The 21560-nt window shown below is 75.8% G+C and carries 1 protein-coding gene; it reads left to right on the top strand.

Annotation, left to right across the window (positions count from 1 at the left end; translation table 11 throughout):
- Window positions 1–8: 8 nt before the first annotated feature.
- Window positions 9–21557, top strand: a complete 21549-nt coding sequence (locus tag ACH4FX_RS20395) for a non-ribosomal peptide synthase/polyketide synthase (protein WP_398480830.1) — start codon at window positions 9–11, stop codon at window positions 21555–21557.
- Window positions 21558–21560: the final 3 nt, after the last annotated feature.

Genomic DNA, 21560 nt, shown 5'->3' with positions numbered 1-21560 from the left:
CTGTGAAAGTGACGTTCGACGAACAGGACGGGTCGCTGCCCGGTGGGACGCCGGGCGGTGCCTCGGTCACCGGCCGGAGCGCTTCGGCCGCGACGCTGGGCGAGCTGTTCACCCGGCAGGCGGACCGGACGCCCGGCGCCGTCGCCGTGGTGTGCGGGGACGTACGGATGACGTACGCGGAGGTGGAGGCCGCCGCCAACCGGCTGGCCCGGTTCCTCCTCGGCCGCGGCGCCGGCCCCCGGCGGGCGGTGGCGCTGGTGCTGCCGCGCACCGCGGACCTGGTCGTCGCCGTCCTGGCGGTCCTCAAGTGCGGTGCCGCTTATGTGCCGGTGGACCCCGCGTACCCGGCCGAGCGCATCGGCTTCCTGCTGCGGGACACGGCGCCCGTCGCCGTACTGACGGCGCGCGAGGCCGCCGGCGGGCTGCCCGCCGGGACCGGCCGCCCGGGCGGCGTGCCCGTGGTCCTGCTCGACGACGACGGCACACGGCGGCTGCTGGCCGGCTCCTTGCCCACGCCCCTCACCGACGCCGACCGCGGCGGGCGGTCGGATCCGCACGACTGCGCGTACGTCATCCACACGTCGGGCTCCACGGGCACCCCGAAGGGCGTGCTGGTCACCCACGCCAACGTCACCCGCCTGCTCACCTCCACCGCGCACTGGTTCGGCTTCGGGCCCGACGACACCTGGACCCTCTTCCACTCCTACGCCTTCGACGTCTCGGTGTGGGAGATGTTCGGCGCGCTGCTGACCGGCGGCCGGCTGGTGGTCGTCCCGTACCGGGTCAGCCGGGCGCCCGCCGAGTTTCTCGCCCTGCTCGCCCGCGAGCGGGTCACCGTCCTGTCCCAGACGCCGACCGCCTTCTACGCGCTGCTCACCGCCGACCGCGCGGACCCCGGCGTGCTGCGGGCCGCGCCGCTGCGCACGGTCGTCCTCGCCGGCGAGGCGTTTGACCCCGCCCGGCTCGCCGACTGGTACGCCCGGCATCCGGACGACGCGCCGCGGATCGTCAACATGTACGGCACGACCGAGACCACCGTGCACGCCACCTACGCCGCCTACGGACGCGGCATCGCCCTGCCGGGCGCGCCGAGCGTCATCGGGGAGGCGATCCCCGACCTGGCGCTGTACGTCCTGGACGACCGGATGGGCGAGGTGCTGCCCGGTGGGACGGGTGAGCTGTACGTCGCGGGCGCGGGGCTGGCCCGTGGCTACCTGGGCCGCCCCGCACTGACCGCCGAACGCTTCGTGGCCTGCCCGTACGGTCCGCCCGGCGCGCGCATGTACCGCACCGGCGACCTGGTGCGGCGCGGCGCCGGCGGCGTCCTGGAGTTCGTCGGCCGCACCGACGACCAGGTCAAGATCCGCGGGTTCCGCATCGAACCGGGCGAGGTGGAGAGCGCGCTCGCGGCCCACCCGGACGTCGCACAGGCGGCGGTGGCCGTCCACCGGGACGCGGACCGCGGGCCCAGCCTGGTCGGTTACGTCGTACCGCACCCGGACACCGCCCCGGAGGCACCCGCCGGGCGGGCCCCGGGTGCCGAGGCGGCGCTGACGGTGTGGCAGCAGGTGTACGACGATCTGTACGCCGGTTCCGGGGGCCGGCCCGTCGCTCTGGGCGAGGACTTCGCGGGCTGGCGGAGCAGCCTCGATGGACGGCCGTTCCCGCTGGAGCACATGCGGGAGTGGCGCGACGCCACGGTGGAGCGGGTACGGGCCCTGCGGCCACGCCGGGTCCTGGAGATCGGTGTCGGCACCGGCCTCCTGCTGGCCCGGCTGGCCCCGCACTGCGAGAGCTACCGGGGCACCGACCTGTCCGCCGAGGCCGTCACCGGACTGCGCGCCAAGGTGGCGGAGGTCCCCGGCCTGGCCGACCGCACCACGCTGACCTGCCAGGCCGCCGACGACATGCGGGGGCTGCCGGAGGGCGCCTTCGACGTCGTCGTGCTGAACTCCGTGGCGCAGTACTTCCCCGACACCGGCTATCTGCTCGCCGTCCTGCGCGGCGCGCTCGACCGCCTCGCGCCCGGCGGCGCCCTGTTCATCGGCGACGTACGCGACCTGCGGCTGGCCCGCCGTTTCCACACCGCACTCGTTCTGCACCGGCAGCGCACCGCCCGCCGCGGGGCCATCGAGGGCGCCGCCCTGGCCGCCGCGGTCCGGCGGAGCATGGCGCGCGACAAGGAACTGCTCGTCGCGCCCGGCTTCTTCGCCGCCCTGCCCGACGGCACGCTGCCCGAGGTGAGCGCGGTGGACATCCGCGTCAAGCGCGGCCGGTACCACAACGAACTGACCCGCTACCGGTACGACGTGGTGCTGCGCAAGGGGCCGTTCCCCGTGGTCTCCCTCGCCGACGCGCCCCGCGTGCAGTGGGGGAGCGAGCTGCCCGGACTGCCGTCGCTGGTGCACCGGCTGCGCACGGGCAGGCCCACCGCCCTGCGGGTGAGCGGCATCCCCAACGCGCGCTGGGACGAGGAGGGGACGGCCGGCACCGCACCGGCCGTGGACCCGGACGACCTGCACGACCTGGCCGCCACCGTCGGCTACCACGCCCTGGTCACCTGGTCCGGGGCGGAGGACGGCAGCCTGGACGCGGTGTTCCTGCCGGAGCCGGAACGCGACGGCGCGGCGTGCGGACGGCCGGGCAGGGCCGCGGACCCCGTGGCGTACACCGACGTCCACCTCCCACCGGCACGCACCGGAGCCGACGCGGGCTCCCTGCGGGCGCTGACCAGCGAACCGGCCCGGCGCCGGGCCGCCGCCGCACTGGGCGGCGCCGTCCGCAAGGCCGCCGCGGCCCGGCTGCCGCACCACATGGTCCCGTCCGCCGTCCTGGTCCTCGACGCGCTGCCGATGACGGCGAACGGCAAGCTGGACCGGCAGGCACTGCCCGCACCCGACCGGGACGACGCCACGCTCCACGACCCCGGCGCCCGCGCACCGCGCGACGCCCGCGAAGAGATCCTGTGCGGCCTCTTCGCGGAAACCCTCTCCCTCGCCGAAGTCGGCCCGGACCAGAACTTCTTCGACCTCGGCGGCCACTCGCTGCTGGCGACCGGGCTGGTCAACCGGGTCCGGTCGGTCTTCGGCACGGAGCTGGGCCTGCGCGCGGTGTTCGAGACACCGACGCCGGCCGGCCTGGCCGCGCGGCTGGCCACCGGTGGCCACCGCCGCCCCGCGCCGACGGCCCGGGACCACCGCCCCGCCCGGCTGCCGCTGTCCTTCGCGCAGCGCCGCCTGTGGTTCCTGCACCACCTGGAAGGACCGCGGTTCACCCACCACATCCCGCTGACCCTCAGAATCTCCGGACCGCTCGACCGTACGGCGCTGGAAGTCGCGCTGCGCGACCTCCTGCTGCGCCACGAGTCCCTGCGTACCGTCTTCCCGGAGGACGACGACGGGCCGTACCAGTACGTCCTGCCCCCGGACGCCGTACGGCCCGGGCTGCCGGTCGTCGCGACCACCCAGGACACCGTGCACGACCAGGTGCGGGAGGCCGCGGGCCGGGACTTCGACCTCGCGGCCGAACCACCCGTACGGGCCTGTCTGTTCGCCCTCGGGCCCGGGGAGCACCTGCTGTCGCTGACGCTGCACCACATCGCGGCGGACGGCTGGTCACTGGCGCCCCTGTGGCGCGATCTCGCCCACGCCTACGACGAGCGCCGGCAGGGACGCCCGCCGTCCTGGGACCCGCTGCCGGTCCAGTACGCCGACTACACCCTGTGGCAGCGCGAACTGCTCGACACCGACGACGGAACCGGCGTCACCACGGCCGCCGCGCAGCTCGCCTACTGGACGAAGAAGCTGGCCGGGCTGCCGGCGCGGATCGCCCTGCCCTACGACCGGCCACGCCCGGACAGCCCCACCGGACGGAGCGGGACCTGCTGCTTCCGGTGGGACGGCGCCCTGCTGGCAGCCGTCCGCGACCTGGCGCGGGAGTGCGGTGCGACCGCGTCGATGGTGGTGCAGGCGGGACTCGCCGCCCTGCTGACCCGGCTGGGCGCGGGCGAGGACATCCCGATCGGCACGCCCGTCGCCGGCCGCACCGACACGGCGCTGCACGACCTGGTCGGGTTCTTCGTCAACACGCTGGTGCTGCGGGTGGACACCTCGGGCGCGCCGGACTTCCGCGCCCTGCTCGCTCGCGTACGCGAAACCGGCCTGGAGGCGTACGCCCACCAGGACGTGCCGGTCGAGCGGGTCGTCGAGGCGCTCCGCCCGGACCGTCCGGACGACCGCCATCCGCTGTTCCAGACCTTGCTGGTCTGGCAGAACGCGCCCGGCGCCGTCCCCGGGCTGTCCGACGCCACCGCCGTGGCCCGGGAACTGCACACCGGCAAGCTCGTCACCGACCTGGAGATCAGCGTCACGGAGACGCCCGGCGACGGCGTGGGGGCGGACACGCTCACCGGCGCCGCGCACTTCAACGCCGATCTGTTCGACCAGGCCACCGTCGAAGACCTGCTGGACCGGCTGCGGTGCCTGCTGACGGAGGTGACCGCCGACCCGGACCGGCCGATCGGCGTTCCCGACGGACGTGCGGCCGGTGAGTCCTCCTCGGGTGTTCCTACGGCCGATGAGCCCACGACCGGCGAGCCCACGGCCGGTGAGCCCACGACCGGTGAGCCCACGACCGGTGAGCCCACGACCGGTGAGCCCACGGCCGGGGAAGAGGGCGCCGCGCCGGTGGCCGGGCCGCGCGCCCCCGGCCCTCAGGCGCCCGCGGCCCTGCTCCCGGACCTGTTCGCGGCCCAGGCGGCCCGCACCCCCGGCGCGCCGGCGCTGACCCACCTCGACACCACCCTCACCTACGGCGAGCTGGACGCCGCCGCGAACCGGGTGGCACGGCTGCTCATCGAACGGGGCGCCGGGCCCGAGCGGTTCGTGGCGGTGGAGCTGCCGCGTTCGGCCGATCTTGTCACCGCCGTACTGGCGGTGCTGAAGACCGGCGCGGCCTACGTGCCCTTGGAACCCGGCCAGCCCGCCGAACGCAACAACAAGATCCTGCGCGACGCCCGCCCGGTGCTGCTGCTCACCACCCGGACACCGACGGCAGCACCCCCCGCCCCCCATCTGCTCTGGAACGGCCAGGAGATGGCCGACGCGCTCCGCCGGTGCTCCGACAGGCCCGTACGCGATCACGAGCGCCGCCGCCCCCTGTTCCCCGCCCATCCGGCGTACGTCATCCATACCTCCGGCTCCACCGGCGTCCCCAAGGGCGTGGTGGTCCCGCACCAGGCGGTGGCCCGCCTGTTCACCGACGCGCCGGACCTCGACTTCCGTGCCGGCGACGTCACGCCGCTGCTCCACTCCCACACCTTCGACCTCTCGGTCTGGGAGATGTGGGGCCCGCTGCTGCACGGCGCCCGGCTGGTCGTGGTGCCGTACGAGGAGAGCCGCGCTCCGGACGGGCTGCTGCGGCTGCTCGTACGGGAAGGCGTCACCCAGCTGCACCAGACCCCGACGGCCTTCGAGCAGCTGACGCAAACCCTGCGCGAGAACCCCGGCCCCGCCGGGGAACTGACCGTGCGCCGCGTCGAACTCGGCGCCGAGATCCTGCCCGCCCGGGTCGCGCGCGAAGGCCGTGAGCTGCTGCCCGGCGCCCGCTTCGTCCACGCCTACGGCCCCACCGAGACCACCGTGTTCGTGGTCGCCGGATTCCTCGACGGGCCCCTCCCGGACGACCGCCCCCCGTCCCTCGGCCGGCCGCTGGGCGGCATCCGCCTCCACGTCCTCGACGACGCGCTGCGCCCGGTGCCGCCCGGCGTCGCGGCGGAACTGTACATCGCGGGCGCGGGGCTGGCACGCGGCTACCTGGGCCGGAGCGCGCTCACGGCGGAGCGCTTCGTGGCGTGCCCGTACGGGGCGCCGGGGGAGCGGATGTACCGGACCGGTGACGTGGTGCGCCGCCGCGCCGACGGCGGGCTGGAGTTCGTGGGGCGCGCCGACGACCAGGTGAAGGTGCGGGGCTTCCGGATCGAGCCGGGGGAGGTACGGGCCGCGCTGACCTCGCACCCGGCGGTCGGCACGGCCGCGGTCGTGGTGCGCGAGGACCGGCCGGGGGACCGGCGTCTGGTGGCGTACGTGACCTCCGCTGCGGGCCGTACCGCCGATCCGCGGGAGCTGCGCCGGTACGCGGCCGGGCGGCTGCCGGACCACATGGTGCCCGCCACCGTCGTCGCCGTGGACGCGCTGCCGCTGACCGGCACCGGCAAGCTCGACCGCGCCCGCCTCCCGCTGCCCGACTACGCCGCCGCGTCCGCGCGTCGGGCGCCCCGCGACGAACGGGAGCGGACGCTGTGCCGCCTCTTCTCCGAGGTGCTCGGTCTGGACGCCGGCGCGGTGGGCGTGGATGACGGCTTCTTCGACCTCGGCGGGGACAGCATCATCGCCATCCAGCTCGTGAGCCGCGCCCGGCGGGCCGGACTCGCCCTGACCCCGCGCGACGTCTTCCGCCACCCCACCGTCGAAGCCCTCGCCGCACAGGCGGGCCGGGCGCCGGACACACCCGCCGGGCCCACCGGGCACGACAGCGGCCCGCTGCCCCTCACCCCTGTCATGCACGCCCTCCGGGAAACCGGCGGCCCGGTGGCCGGCTGCCACCAGTCGGTGCTGGTCCAGGTACCGCCCGGCCTCGGCCGCCACCATCTGGCCACCGCGCTGCGCACGGTGATCGACCACCACGACGCACTGCGGCTGCGGCTGACCCGGGTGGGCGGCGTGGTCTGGACCCTGGACATCGCCCCGCCGGGCACGGACACCGGCCCGGACTGCGTACACCGGGTGGACGCCGCCGGACTGGACGCCACCGCGTTCGACGACGCCGTACGGCACCACAGGGACGCCGCCCGGGACCGGCTGGACCCGGAGTCGGACCGGACCGCGGGGCTCGTCCAGGCCGTCTGGTTCGACACCGGCCCCGACCGGCCGGGGCGGCTGCTCCTGATGACCCACCACCTCGCGGTGGACGGTGTGTCCTGGCGCGTGCTGCTGCCCGACCTGAAAGCCGCCTGGGAGGCCGCCGCGGCCGGGCGCCCGCCCGCGCTCGAACCGGTGGGCACCTCGCTGCGCGCCTGGTCCCAGCGGCTCGCTGCGCTGGCCGAACGCCCCGAGCGGGTCGCCGAACTCCCCCTGTGGGCCGGCCTGCTCGACACCGCCGAACCGCCCCTGTCCCGGCTGCCGTACGACCCCGCCCGCGACCTGGCCGGCACCGTGCGGCAGCTGACCGTGACCCTGCCGCCGGAACGGACGGCCGCGCTGCTCGGCCCGGTGCCCGCCGCCCTGCAGGGCAGGACCGACGACGTCCTGCTCACCGCTCTCTCCCTCGCCGTCGCCGACTGGCGCCGCCGCCGTACGGGCTGCCCGGACACCGCCGTCCTGCTCGACGTCGAACGGCACGGCCGCGAGGACCCGGGTGACGGGCCGGAGGCGGACACCGGAACGGCGGTCGCGGGCACCGACCTGGCGCGGACCGTCGGCTGGCTCACCAGCGTCCACCCCGTACGCCTCGACCCGGGCAGCGCCGACGCCGCCCGGCTGCGCACCGGCGGCCCCGCGCTCGACCGGGCATACCGGCGCGTCAAGGAACAACTGCGCGCCATCCCCGGCAACGGCATCGGCTACGGCCTGCTGCGCCATCTCAACCCGCAGACCGCCCCGGCCCTCGCGCGCGGTGCCCGCCCCCTGGTCGGCTACAACTACCTCGGCCGCCTCGCCGGGGACGCCGGGGACTGGGCGCCGGTGCCCGGCTCCGGCGGCATCACCGGCGGCGCCGACCCCGCGCTCCCGGCCTCCCACCCCGTCCAGCTGGACGCACTCGCCGAGGACCGGCCCGGCGGCCCGGTCCTGACGGCGACCTGGTCCTGGCCCGGCGCCCTGTTCACCGAGGACGAGGTACGCGACCTCGCGGACACCTGGCTCGGCCTCCTCACCGCCTTCGCGGACCGGGCCACGGCGCCGGGAGCCGACGGCCGCACCTCGGCCGACTTCCCCCTCGTCGCCCTCACCGAGGAGGAGACCGCCCGGCTGACGCGGGAGTGCCCGGACCTGGCCGACGTCTGGCCCCTGACACCGCTCCAGGAAGGACTGCTCTTCCACGCCCTGTACGACGAGCAGGCCCCGGACGTCTACACCAGCCAGCTCGCCGTGGACCTGCACGGCCCCCTCGACCCGGAAGCGCTGCGCGCGGCGGGGCAGGCCGTCCTGGAACGTCACCCCGCCCTCCGCGTCGCCTTCCGGCACGACGGCCTGCGCACGCCCGTACAGGTGGTGCCGCACCCGCACGCGGTGGCCCTCCCGTGGGCCGAGCACGACCTCGCGGACCTGGCCGGTGACGAACAGGCCGTCCGCGCGACCCGTATCGCGGCCCGCGAGCGCGCGACCCGCTTCGACCTCGCGCACGGCCCCCTGCTGCGGCTCACCCTGCTCCGCCTGGGCCCCGACCACCACCGGCTGCTGCTGACGGCCCAGCATCTGATCATGGACGGCTGGTCCGGGCCGCTGGTGCTGCGGGACCTGCTGGCCGTGCACGCGGCGGGCGGCGACCCCGCGGGCCTTCCCGCCCCCGCGCCGTACCGGGAGTACCTGCGACAACTCGTCGCCCAGGACCGTACGGCGGCCGGAGCCGCGTGGCAGCGGGCACTGTCCGGCGTGGCGGCCCCGACCCTCGTGGCGTCCGGGCACGCGGCCGACGGCACCGTGGAACACGAACGCGTCCGGGCCACGCTGTCCGCCCGGCTGACCGCGGACCTGCGCACGCTGGCCCGCCGCCACGGACTGACGCTGAACACCGTGCTCCAGGGCGCCTGGGCCGTGGTGCTGCGCTGCCTGACCGGTCAGGACGACATCCTCTTCGGCGCCACGGTCGCCGGCCGGCCCCCGGGGCTGCCCGGAGTCGAGGACATGGTCGGGATGTTCAACAACACCGTGCCGGTACGGGTGCGTCTCGACGCCGCCCGGCCCTTCGCCCGGACCCTGGCCGTTCTCCAGGACGACCAGGCCGGGCTGCTGCCCCACCAGCACCTCGGCCTCTCCGAGCTGCACCGCCGCTGCGGCCACGACCAGCTCTTCGACACCCTGCTGGTCTTCGAGAACCTCCCCGCGGAGCCACCGGGCGCCGACGGCCCGCTGCGGGCCGCCGAACCCCGCATCACCGCCGGCACCCACTACCCGCTGAGCCTGTCCGTCCTCCCCGGTGAACGGCTGCGCCTCAAACTGGGCCACCGCCCGGACGTGTTCGACGCACGGGCCGCGGCAGCCGTCCTGGGCCGCCTGGTCCGGGTCCTGAAGGCGGCAGCCGACGACCCCGAACGCACCGTGGGCGACCTCCCCGTCCTCTCGCCCGCGGAACACGCCCGCGTCCTGCACACCTGGAGCACCGCCCCCGGCCCCGTCCCCGCCCCGCGCACCTGGCCCGCCCTCTTCGCAGCACAGGCGGCGCGGACGCCCGGGGCCACGGCGGTACGGAGCGCCGGTACCACGCTGACGTACGCCGAGCTGGACGCGGCGGCCAACCGGCTGGCCCGCCTGATCGTCTGGCACGGCGCGGGCCCCGAACGGTCGGTGGCCGTCGCGCTGCCCCGCTCCGCCGAACAGATCGTCGCGGTCCTGGCCGTCCTGAAGGCCGGTGCCGCCTACGTACCCCTCGACCCGGCCCACCCGGCCGAGCGCCTCACCACCCTGCTGCGCGATACCCGGCCAGTGCTTCTGCTCACGGACGGCAGCACCGCCGCACAGCTGCCACCGGGCCCGGAACCGCGCCTCGCACTGGACGATCCGGACACCCGCGCCCGGCTCGCCGGCCTCCCGGAAACCCCCGTCCGGGACGCCGACCGGTCCGCACCCCTCGACCCCCGGCACCCCGCGTACGTCATCCACACCTCCGGCTCGACCGGCGGACCCAAGGGCGTCCTGGTCACGCACGAGGGCATCGCCGCGCTCGCCGCCGCGCAGACCGCCCGCTTCGGCACCGGCCCCGGCAGCGTCGTCCTGCTCTTCGCATCCCTGAGCTTCGACGCCTCCGTGTCCGACCTGTGCACCGCCCTCCTCTCCGGAGCCGCCCTCGCCGTCGCCCCCGCGGACACGCTCCTCGCCGGTCCGGAACTGACCGACGCCGTCGCCCGGTTCGGGGTGACCCACCTCAAGCTGCCGCCGAGCATCCTCGCCGGACTGCCGCCCGGCGCGCTGCCCTCGGCGACCGCGCTCGCGGTGGCGGGCGAGGCGTGCCCCGCCGACCTGGCGGCCCGGTGGCGGGCCACGCACCGCCTGGTCAACGTGTACGGGCCGACCGAGACGACGGTCTGCGCGACGATGTCCGGGCCGCTGACGGACGCCGAACTGCCGGACGGCGCTGCACCGCCGATCGGGACGCCCATCACCGGCACGCGGGTGTATGTGCTGGATGCGGCGCTGCGTCCGGTGCCGCCAGGTGTGACGGGGGAGTTGTATGTGGCGGGGCCCGGGCTGGCGCGTGGGTATGTGCGTCGTCCAGGACTGACGGCCGAGCGGTTCGTGGCGTGTCCGTTCGGGCCGCCGGGGGAGCGGATGTACCGGACCGGTGATCTGGTGCGGTGGCGGGGCGACGGGCAGCTGGAGTTCGTGGGGCGCGCCGACGACCAGGTGAAGGTGCGGGGTTTCCGGATCGAGCCGGGGGAGGTGCGGGCGGCGCTGACCTCGCATCCGGCGGTCGGCACGGCGGCGGTCGTCGTACGCGAGGACCGGCCGGGGGACCGGCGGCTGGTGGCCTACGTGACCGCCGCGCACGGCGAGGGAGCCACCCCGCACTCCGCGGAACTGCGGCGGCATCTGAGCGAGCGGCTGCCCGCCCACCTGCTGCCCTCGGCGGTCGTCGTCCTGGACGCCCTGCCCCTGACCCCCAACGGGAAGCTGGACACGCGGGCCCTGCCGGAACCCGGCCGGACCGCCACCGGCCGCGCCCCGCGCGACGCCCGCGAAGACATCCTCTGCGCCCTGTTCGCCGACGTGCTCGGCCTGCCGGAGGTGGGCGCCGACGACGACTTCTTCGAACTGGGCGGCCACTCCCTCCTCGCGACCCGGCTGGTCGGCCTCGCCCGCGCGGCGCTGGGCCGGGAGCCGACCATCCGCGCCCTGTTCGAGGCGCGCACTCCGGCTGCGCTGGCCCGGCGCCTGGACGGCGCGGCGGCCGCCCGCCCCGCCGTCGTACGCGCCGAACGGCCCGCCCGGCTGCCCCTCTCGTACGGGCAGCGACGCCTGTGGTTCCTGCACCGGCTGGAGGGACCGGGCGCGGGATACAACGTGCCGCTGGTGCTGCGGCTGCGCGGCGCGGTGGACACGGACGCGCTGGACGCGGCGCTGGGCGATGTGGTGGCGCGGCACGAGGCGCTGCGGACGGTGTTCGCCGAAGGGGACGGCGGCGAGCCGTACCAGGTGGTGCGCGACCATGACGCGGACCGCTCGTACCTGACGGTCACGCCGGCCGGGACCGTGGCGCCCGACGCGCCCGAGGTGGTGCGGGCCGTGCGGTACGCGTTCGACCTGACGGCCGAGATCCCGTTCCGGGCCGAGCTGTTCGTGGGCGACGGGGACACGGCGGTGCTGGTGGTCCTGGTGCATCACATCGCGGCGGACGGGTGGTCGCTGGGGCCGCTGTGGCGGGATCTGGTGACGGCGTACGAGGCGCGGGTGGCGGGCGGTGAGCCCGGGTGGGACGCGTTGCCGGTGCAGTACGCGGACTTCGCGCTGTGGCAGCGGGCATCGCTGGAGGACGGCGGGAGCGGCACGGCGCGGCAGACGGAGTTCTGGCGGGCGGAACTGGCAGGCCTGCCGGGCGAGTTGGTATTGCCGTACGACCGCCCGCGGTCGGCCGCTTCCGGTCATCGAGGCGCGACGGTGCCGTTCCGGTGGGACGCGGAGTTGCACGGCCGGGTGGTGGGGCTGGCCCGGGAGTGCGGGGCCAGTGTTTTCATGGTGGTGCAGGCCGCTCTGGTGGCGTTGCTGACCCGGTTGGGGGCGGGTACGGACATTCCGCTCGGGACGCCGGTGGCGGGGCGTACCGATCCGGTGCTGGACGATGCGGTGGGCTTCTTCGTCAACACGCTGGTGCTGCGGACCGACACCGCGGGCGACCCGTCGTTCCGCGAGCTGCTGCGGCGCACCCGGGAGACGGATCTGCGGGCGTTCGCGCACCAGGACCTGCCGTTCGAGCAGCTGGTCGAGGCCCTGAACCCGGACCGCTCCGCCGGCCGCAACCCGCTCTTCCACGTCGCCCTCGCCATGAACAACACGGCCGGGACCGGATACGGGATGCCCGGTGCCGAGGCCGAGGAGGTCCATGTCCCCACCGGCACCGCGAAGGTGGACCTCACCGTCGCCGTACGCGAACGCCGGGACGCCGGGCGGGCGCCGGCGGGGCTCGAAGGGGAGGCGGAGTTCCGTACGGACCTGTTCGACACGGCGACCGTCGAAGGGCTGCTCACGCGCCTGCACCGGCTGCTGGCGGCGGCCGTCGCGGAGCCGGAACGGGCCATCGGAAGTCTGGAGATCCTGACCGCCGCCGAGCGGCACGCGCTGCTGGAGACCGCGAACCAAACCTCCCGCGCGCTGCCCGACGCGACGCTGCCCGCTCTGTTCGAGGCGCAGGCGGCCCGTACGCCCGACGCGGTGGCGGTCGAATCGCCGGACACCCGGCTCGCGTACGCCGAGCTGAACGCCCGCGCCAACCGGCTCGCCCGGCTGCTGGCCGCCCGGGGCGCCGGGCCGGAAGGCGTGGTGGCGCTGGCACTGCCGCGCTCCGCCGGACTGGTCACGGCCGTGCTCGCGGTCTTGAAGACCGGCGCGGCCTACCTCCCCGTCGACCCCGGCTATCCGGCCGCGCGCATCGCCCACCTGCTCCGCGACGCGGCCCCCGCGCTCCTGGTCACCGACCGCGCGACCGGCGCCAGGCTGCCGGACACGTCCGTACCCCGCCTCCTGCTGGACACGGGCGAGACGGAACGCGCCCTCGCGGCCCAGCCGGACACCGACCTCACCGACGCCGACCGCACGGCCCCCGCACTCCCCGCCGGTCCCGCCTACGTGATCTACACGTCCGGTTCGTCCGGTACGCCGAAGGGCGTGGTGGTCACCCACGGCGGCGTGGCCTCCCTCGCCGCGACGCAGCGCGAGCGCCTCGGCGCCGGGCCGGGCAGCCGGGTGCTGTTCTTCGCCTCACCGAGCTTCGACGCGTCGTTCTGGGAACTGTGCATGGCGCTGCTGACGGGCGCCTGCCTCGTCACCGCGCCACCGGACCGCCTGCTGCCGGGCGCGCCGCTCGCCGGGACCGTGACCGCGTACGGCGTGACGCACCTGACCCTGCCGCCCTCGACCCTGGCGGCGCTCGACCCCGGCAGTCTGCCCGCGGGCGGCACGCTCGTGGTGGCGGGTGAAGCCTGCCCCGCCGGGCTGGTGGTCCGCTGGTCGTCCGGCCGCCGCATGATCAACGCGTACGGGCCGACCGAGACGACGGTCTGCGCGACCCTGAGCGGAACGCTGTCGGAGGGCGGTGCGCCGCCGATCGGGACGCCGGTCGTCAACTCGCGGGTGTATGTGCTGGATGCGGCGTTGCGTCCGGTGCCGCCGGGGGTGGCGGGGGAGTTGTACGTGGCGGGGCCCGGCCTGGCGCGTGGGTATGTGCGTCGTCCGGGGCTGACGGCGGAGCGGTTTGTGGCGTGTCCGTTCGGGCCGCCGGGAGAGCGGATGTACCGGACCGGTGATCTGGTGCGGTGGCGGGGCAACGGCGAGCTGGAGTTCGTGGGGCGCGCCGACGACCAGGTCAAAGTGCGCGGCTTCCGGATCGAACCGGGGGAGGTCGAAGCGAACCTCACCGCCCACCCCGCCGTCGCCCGCGCCGCGGTCGTCGTACGCGAGGACCGGCCGGGGGACCGGCGGCTGGTGGCGTACGCGGTGCCCGCCGTCGGCACCACACACGAGCCGCACGGCAGTGGGCCGGACCCCGCGGACGTACAGGAATTCCTCCGCGCCCGGCTGCCCGGCCACCTGCTTCCGGCCGCGATCGTGTTCCTGGACGCCCTGCCGCTGACGGCCGGCGGCAAGCTGGACCGCCGCGCGCTGCCCGCGCCGGACCCCGGCGAGCGTCCTGCCGGACGCGCGCCCCGCACACCCGCGGAAGAGGTGCTGTGCGGCCTGTTCGCCGAGGTGCTGGGCGTCACCGAGGTCGGCGCCGAGGACGGCTTCTTCGCACTCGGCGGCCACTCGCTGCTGGCCACCCGGCTCGTCAACCGGGTCCGCGCCGTGCTCGGCGCGGAACTCGGACTCCGCGCCGTCTTCGAGACGCCGACCCCCGCCGCCCTGGCCACCCGGCTCGGCACCGCGGCCTGGCCCCGTCCCGCGCTCCGCCCACTGCCCCGGCCCGCACGGGTACCACTGTCCTCCGGGCAGCGGCGGCTCTGGACGCTGCACCGCATGACGGGTCCGAGCGCGGCGTACAACGTGCCGTTGGTGCTGCGGCTGCGGGGGCCGCTGGACGCCGACGCGCTGGACACGGCGCTGGGCGACGTGGTGGCGCGGCACGAGGTGCTGCGGACGGTGTGCGCCGAAGGGGAGGGCGGCGAGCCGTACCAGGTGGTGCGCCCGGCGGACGGCCCCTTCCTCGTCCGCACACCGGCTGCCCGCTGGACCGCCGACACGATGACGGCCGCGGTACGCCGCGCCACGCGGTACGCGTTCGATCTGGCCGCGGAACGGCCCTTCCGGGCCGAGCTGTTCGCGGGCGAGGGGGACACGGCGGTGTTGGTGGTCCTGGTGCATCACATCGCGGCGGACGGGTGGTCGTTGGGGCCGCTGTGGCGGGATGTGGTGGCGGCGTACGAGGCGCGGGTGGCGGGCGGTGAGCCCGGGTGGGACGCGTTGCCGGTGCAGTACGCGGACTTCGCGCTGTGGCAGCGGGCGTTGTCGGCGGACAACGGGAGCCGGCTGCGCTTCTGGCAGAAGCAACTGGCAGGACTGCCGGGCGAGTTGGCGTTGCCGTACGACCGTCCGCGTCCCACCGCTCCCGATCACCGGGGCGCGACGGTGTCCTTCCACTGGAGCGCGGAGTTGCACGGCCGGGTGGTGGCACTGGCCCGGGAGTGCGGGGCGAGTGTGTTCATGGTGGTGCAGGCCGCTTTGGCCGCACTGCTGACCCGGCTCGGAGCGGGCACGGACATCCCCCTGGGCACGCCCGTGGCAGGCCGTACCGACGCGGTGCTGGACGATGTGGTGGGATTCTTCGTCAACACGCTGGTGCTGCGGACCGACACCTCGGGCGACCCGTCGTTCCGCGACCTCGTACACCGGGTGCGCGAGACCGACCTGCGGGCGTACGCGCATCAGGACCTGCCGTTCGAGCAGCTGGTCGAGGCCCTGAACCCGGACCGCTCCGCCGGCCGCAACCCGCTCTTCCAGATCGCCCTGGCCGTGGACACCCCGTCCGGGGCGGCACTGGCCCTGCCCGGCGTGACGGTCGAGCAGGAGGAGGCGCACACCGGCACCGCCAAATTCGACCTGTCCTTCCGGCTCACCGAGCGGCGGGCGCCGGGCGGGCTGCCCGCCGGAGTGGACGGATCCGTCGAGTTCGCCACCGCCCTGTTCGACCGCGGTACCGCCGAGAGCCTGACCGTACGGCTGCGGCGGCTCCTGGAGGCGGTCGTCGCGCGGCCCGACCGGCCCGTCGGACAGGCGGACATCCTCTCGCCGGGGGAGCGCCGGCTGCTGCTGCACCGGTGGAGCGGCCCGGCACACGGGCTGCCGACCGGTCTCCTCCCCGCGCTGTTCGAGGAGCGGGCCGCCCGGGAACCCGACGCGTCCGCCCTCGTCGAAGGGGCGCGGTCGGCCACGTACGCGGAGACGAACGCCGACGCCAACCGGCTCGCCCACCTCCTGACCGCCCGCGGCGCGGGACCGGAGCGGATCGTCGCCCTCTGCCTGCCGCGGTCCGCCGCGGCCGTCCGGGCGGCCCTCGCCGTGGCCAAGACCGGCGCCGCGTACCTCCCCGTGGACCCCGCCCTGCCCCCGGAGCGGATCGCGTACCTGCTCCGCGACGCCGCCCCCGTCCTCGTCATGACGACCGCCGACGCCGCCCCGGAGCTGCCCCCCGGCGGGCCGCCGTGCCTCGTCCTGGACGCCGACGACACGGCCGCTCTGCTCGCCGGGCAGCCGGACCACAACCCCACCGACGCCGACCGGCGCGCGCCCCTCAGGCCGCTGCACCCGGCCTACGTCATCCACACGTCCGGCTCCACCGGCACACCCAAGGGCGTCGTGGTGCCCCATACGGGCCTGCACGCCCTCGCCGCCGCCCAGGCGGCCCGCTTCGGGCTGCGCCCCGGCAGCCGGGTGCTCCAGTTCGCCTCGCCCAGCTTCGACGCCTGCGTGATGGAGACGCTGATGGCCTTCGCGGCGGGCGCCACGCTGGTGGTGCCGCCGGCCGGGCCGCTGGCCGGCGAGGCGCTGGCGGAGTTCCTGGCCCGCGAGCGGGTCAGCCACTGCCTGCTCCCGCCGACGGTGCTGGCCGGCGTTCCACAGGCCGCGCTGCCGGACCTGGAGACCCTGGTCATCGGCGGTGAGGCGGGCACCGCCGCACTGGTGGCCCGCTGGTCGTCCGGCCGCCGCATGATCAACGCGTACGGGCCGACCGAGGCGACGGTCTGCGCCACGCTCAGCGAACCCCTGCACGGCACCGGCACCCCGCCGATCGGCGCGCCCGTCACCCACAGCCGGGCCTATGTGCTCGACGCGGCGCTGCGGCCGGTGCCGCCGGGCGTCATCGGCGAGCTGTACCTGGCGGGAGCCGGGACGGCCCGGGGCTACCTGAACCGTGCCGGGCAGACCGCGGAGCGCTTCGTGGCGTGTCCGTACGGGGCGCCGGGGGAGCGGATGTACCGGACCGGTGATCTGGTGCGGTGGCGGGGCGACGGACAGCTGGAGTTCGCCGGGCGCGCCGACGACCAGGTGAAGGTGCGGGGCTTCCGGATCGAACCGGGCGAGATCGAGACGGCTCTGACCGCCCACCCCGCCGTCGCCCGCGCCGCGGCAGCCGTCCGTACGGACGCGTCGGGCACCGCACGGCTCGTCGGCTACGTGGTCGCCGCACCGGACGCCGCCGCCCCCGAACCGGGCGCCGTACGGGAGTTCCTGCGCGCCCGGCTGCCCGCGCACATGGTCCCGGCCGCCGTCGTCACGCTGGACGCGCTCCCCACGACGGTGGGCGGCAAGCTCGACCGGCGTGCCCTGCCCGACCCCGGCTTCACCGGGACGCCGGACGGCCGCGCACCCCGCACGCCCGAAGAAGAGGTGCTGTGCGGCCTGTTCGCCGAGGTGCTGCGGCTGCCCGCGGTCGGCGTGCACGACAGCTTCTTCGACCTCGGCGGCGACTCCCTGCTGGCCACCAGGCTGGCCGCACGCGTCCGTACCGTCCTCGGCACCGAACTCGACCTGCGGGACCTCTTCGCCGCACCGACCGCCGCCGGTACGGCCGGCCGGCTGCGCACCGCCCGGCGGCCCCGGCCCGCGCTCCGCCCCGCCGTCCGGCCGGAACCGGTCCCGCTGTCCCACGCACAGCGCCGCCTGTGGTTCCTGCACCGCATGGAAGGACCGAGCGCCACCTACAACATCCCCCTCGCCATGCGGCTGACCGGCGCGCTGGACGCCCCGGCGCTGTGCGCCGCGCTGGTGGACGTGATGGAACGGCATGAAGTGCTGCGCACCGTCCTGCCCGAGACCGACGGCGTGCCCCGGCAGAGCGTGCTCGGCCGGGACGCCGCGCAGGCCGTCGTCACCCTCACCGACGCGACCGGCGCCGACGAGGCCGAGGTGACCGGACGCGTCCGCGCCGCCGCCCGCCGGGCCCTCGACCTGACCCGCGAACTCCCGCTCCGCGCCGAACTGCTCGCCCTCGGCCCCGAGGACCACGTCCTGGTCCTCGTCGTCCACCACATCGCCGCCGACGGCTGGTCCCTCGGCCCCCTGTGGCGCGACCTGGCCCACGCCTACACCGAACGCCGCGCGGGCCGCACCCCGGACCTGCCGCCGCCCCCCGTCCAGTACGCCGACTACACCCTCTGGCAGCACGAACTCCTCGGCGACCCGGACGACCCCGACAGCCTCCTCGCCGAACAGCTCAGGTACTGGACCGGGCACCTGCGCGACCTGCCCGACCGGCTCACCCTGCCCACCGACCGGCCACGCCCGGCGCGGCCCTCGGGCCGCGGCGAGGTCCTGGCCTTCTCCTGGAACGCGGCCGCACACCAGCGGCTCGCCGGGCTCGCCCGGGACTGCGGGGCGAGCGTGTTCATGGTCGTACAGGCCGCGCTGGCGGCCCTGCTCACCCGGCTGGGCGCGGGCACCGACATCCCCCTGGGCACCCCCGCCGCCGGCCGGACCGACGAAGCCCTCGACGACGTCGTCGGCTTCTTCGTCAACACCCTCGTCCTGCGGACCGACACCTCCGGCGACCCCACCTTCCGCGAACTCGTCGGACGCGTACGGGACGTCGACCTCGCCGCCTACGCCCATCAGGACGTGCCCTTCGAACACCTCGTGGAAGCCCTCAACCCGCCGCGCACGGCCGCCCGCCACCCGCTCTTCCAGACGCTGCTGACCTGGCAGTCCGCCGCCGACCGCGACCTGGAACTGCCCGGCCTGGATGTCACCCCGCTGTCCGTCGGCACCGGTACCGCCCGGCTCGACATGGAGATCAACGCCACCGAACACCGCGCGCCCGACGGGACCCCTGCCGGTATCGAGGCGATGGTCGAATTCAGCAGCGACCTCTTCGACCGCCCCACCGTCGAGGCGTTCGTGGCGCGGCTGCGGCGGATCACCGACGCCGCGACGGCCGACCCCGGACAGCGGATCAGCCGGGCCGGCATCCTCTCCGACCGGGAACGCCGCACCCTGCGCGAACGCAACGACACCGCGCACGGCGTACCCGACCTGGTCCTCCCGCGCCTCTTCGAGGACCGGGCGGCCACCGCCCCCGGCGCCCCCGCCCTGCTCTTCGCCGACCGCACCCTCGGCTACGCGGAACTCAACACCGCGGCGAACCGCCTCGCCCGCCTGCTGGCCGCCCGCGGAGCCGGACCCGAAAGCGTCGTCGCCCTGGCCCTGCCCCGCACGCCCGCCATGGTCACCGCCGTCCTCGCCGTCCTCAAGGCCGGTGCCGCCTACCTGTTCCTCGACCCGGACTACCCCGCCGAACGCCTCGCCTTCATGCTCGGCGACACCCGGCCCGTCCTGCTGGTCACGGACCGGGACACCGCACCGGCCCTGCCCGGTACGGACGTCCCGCGTCTGATCCTGGACGGCCAGGACACCACCGAGGCGCTCCGCGCGCTGCCGGACACCGACCTCACCGACGCCGACCGGCGCGCGCCCCTCAGGCCGCTCCACCCGGCGTACGTCATCTACACCTCCGGCTCCACCGGCACCCCCAAGGGCGTCGTCGGCCTGCACCGGGGGTGCGTCAACCGGCTGCTGTGGTGCGCCCGCACCTACCCCTGGCACGCCGGGCGGCCGGTGCTCGCCAAGACCACCCTGAGCTTCATCGACGGCACCACCGAGCTGCTCGGCGCCCTGCTGCACGGTGCGCCGGTCGTCCTCGCCGACTCCCTCACCGCCCGCAGCCCGGACGCGCTGGCCGCCCTCCTCGCCCGGCACCGCGCCACCCGCATCACCGTCGTCCCCAGCCTGCTGGCCGCCCTCCTCGACGGCGACACCCGCCTGCTGACGACCTGCACCCTCTGGGTGACCAGCGGCGAGACCCTGCCGCCCGCCCTCTCCCAGCGGTTCGCCGACGCCCTCCCGCACGCCCGCCTGGTCAACTTCTACGGCGCCTCCGAAGCCAGCGGCGACAGCCTGCACGCCGTCGCCGACGGACCCGACGTGGCCGCCGGAACACCGATCTGGAACACCCACGTCCACGTCCTGGACGCCACGCTGCGCGCGGTGCCGCCCGGCGTGCCCGGCGAGATCCATCTGACCGGCGCCGGCCTGGCCCGCGGCTACCTGCACCGGCCCGCCCGCACCGCCGAACGCTTCGTCGCCGACCCGTACGGCCCGCCCGGTACACGGATGTACCGCACCGGCGACCTGGGACGGCGGCGCGCCGACGGCGTCGTGGAATACCTCGGCCGGATGGACGACCAGGTGAAGATCCACGGCGTACGGATCGAACTCGGCGAGGTGCAGGCCGCGCTGCTCGCCCACCCGGACGTGGACCGCGCCGCCGTGGCGGTCCGCGAGGACGCCCCCGGCCGCAGACAGCTCGTCGCCTACGCCGTCCCCACCCCCGGCACCGAGCCCGGCCCCGCAGCGCTGCGCCGGTTCCTCGGACAGCGGCTGCCCCGGTTCATGGTGCCCGCCGCCGTGGTCCTGCTGTGCGCGCTGCCCCTCACCGCCAACGGCAAGCTGGACCGGCGCGCGCTGCCCGCCCCCGACTTCACCGCGCCGGAGGGCGGCCGGGCGCCGGGCTCTCCGCCCGAGGAACTGATGAGCACGCTCTTCGCCGAGGTGCTCGGCCTGCCCGCGGTCGGCGCCGACGACGGGTTCTTCGACCTCGGCGGCGACTCGCTGCTGGCGGCCCGCCTCATCAGCCGCGTCCGCGCGGTCTTCGGAGCGGACCCCGGCATCCGCGCCCTGTTCGAGGCCCAGACACCCGCCGGCCTGGTACGGACCCTGCACCACACGTCCACCACGACCGCGGACGCCCTGGACGTCCTGCTGCCACTGCGCCCGCGCGGCAGCCGCCCGCCGCTGTTCTGCGTCCACCCCGCTTCGGGCATCGGCTGGCCGTACGCCGGACTGCTGCGCCACCTCGACGACCGGCCCGTCTACGGGCTCCAGGCACGCGGCCTGACCGAACCCGGCGCCCGCCCCGCCACCATCGACGCCATGGCCGCCGACTACCTCGAACGGATCCGCACCGTCCAGCCGGCCGGCCCCTACCACCTGCTCGGCTGGTCCTTCGGCGGCGCCGTCGCCCACGCGATGGCCACCCGGCTCCAGCGACAAGGCGAAAAGGTGGCGCTCCTGGCCCTGCTGGACACCGCGCCCCTCCAGGTCGAACCCGACCGCGTCCTCCCGCAGCACACCGCCCGGGACGTGGCCGACCTCTTCGTCGACTCGGTGGCCCCCGGCGCCGCACCGTCCGGCCTCGACCCCGCCCGGGCGGCGGAAATCCTCCGCCGCCAGGGCAGCGCGCTGGCCGCGCTGCTGGCCGAACCCCTCGTCACGGCTGTGGCGGAGACCCTGACCGACAACACCCGCCTGCGCTGGTACACCTTCCGGCCCGCCGTCTACGAGGGCGACCTGCTCCTGTTCAAGGCGGAACCCGAACGCGGCGAGCCGCACTGGCCGGCGGAAGCGTGGCAGCCGTACGTCTCCGGCGCCGTCCGCACCCACGACGCGCAGTGCGAACACGGCCACATGCTGCGGCCGCACGCCCTGGACCGGATCGGCCCGGTGCTCGCCGCCGCGCTGGCCGGCACGGCACCTCCCCACGAACCGGAAGACGCCCGCACCCCGACGCACCCCGCAAGGAGCTGAGCC

The sequence above is a fragment of the Streptomyces sp. NPDC018019 genome (genome assembly GCF_044327805.1).
Taxonomy (GTDB): domain Bacteria; phylum Actinomycetota; class Actinomycetes; order Streptomycetales; family Streptomycetaceae; genus Streptomyces.
Note: the sequence above shows the minus strand (reverse complement) of the source record. Positions and strands in the feature narration are given on the sequence as shown.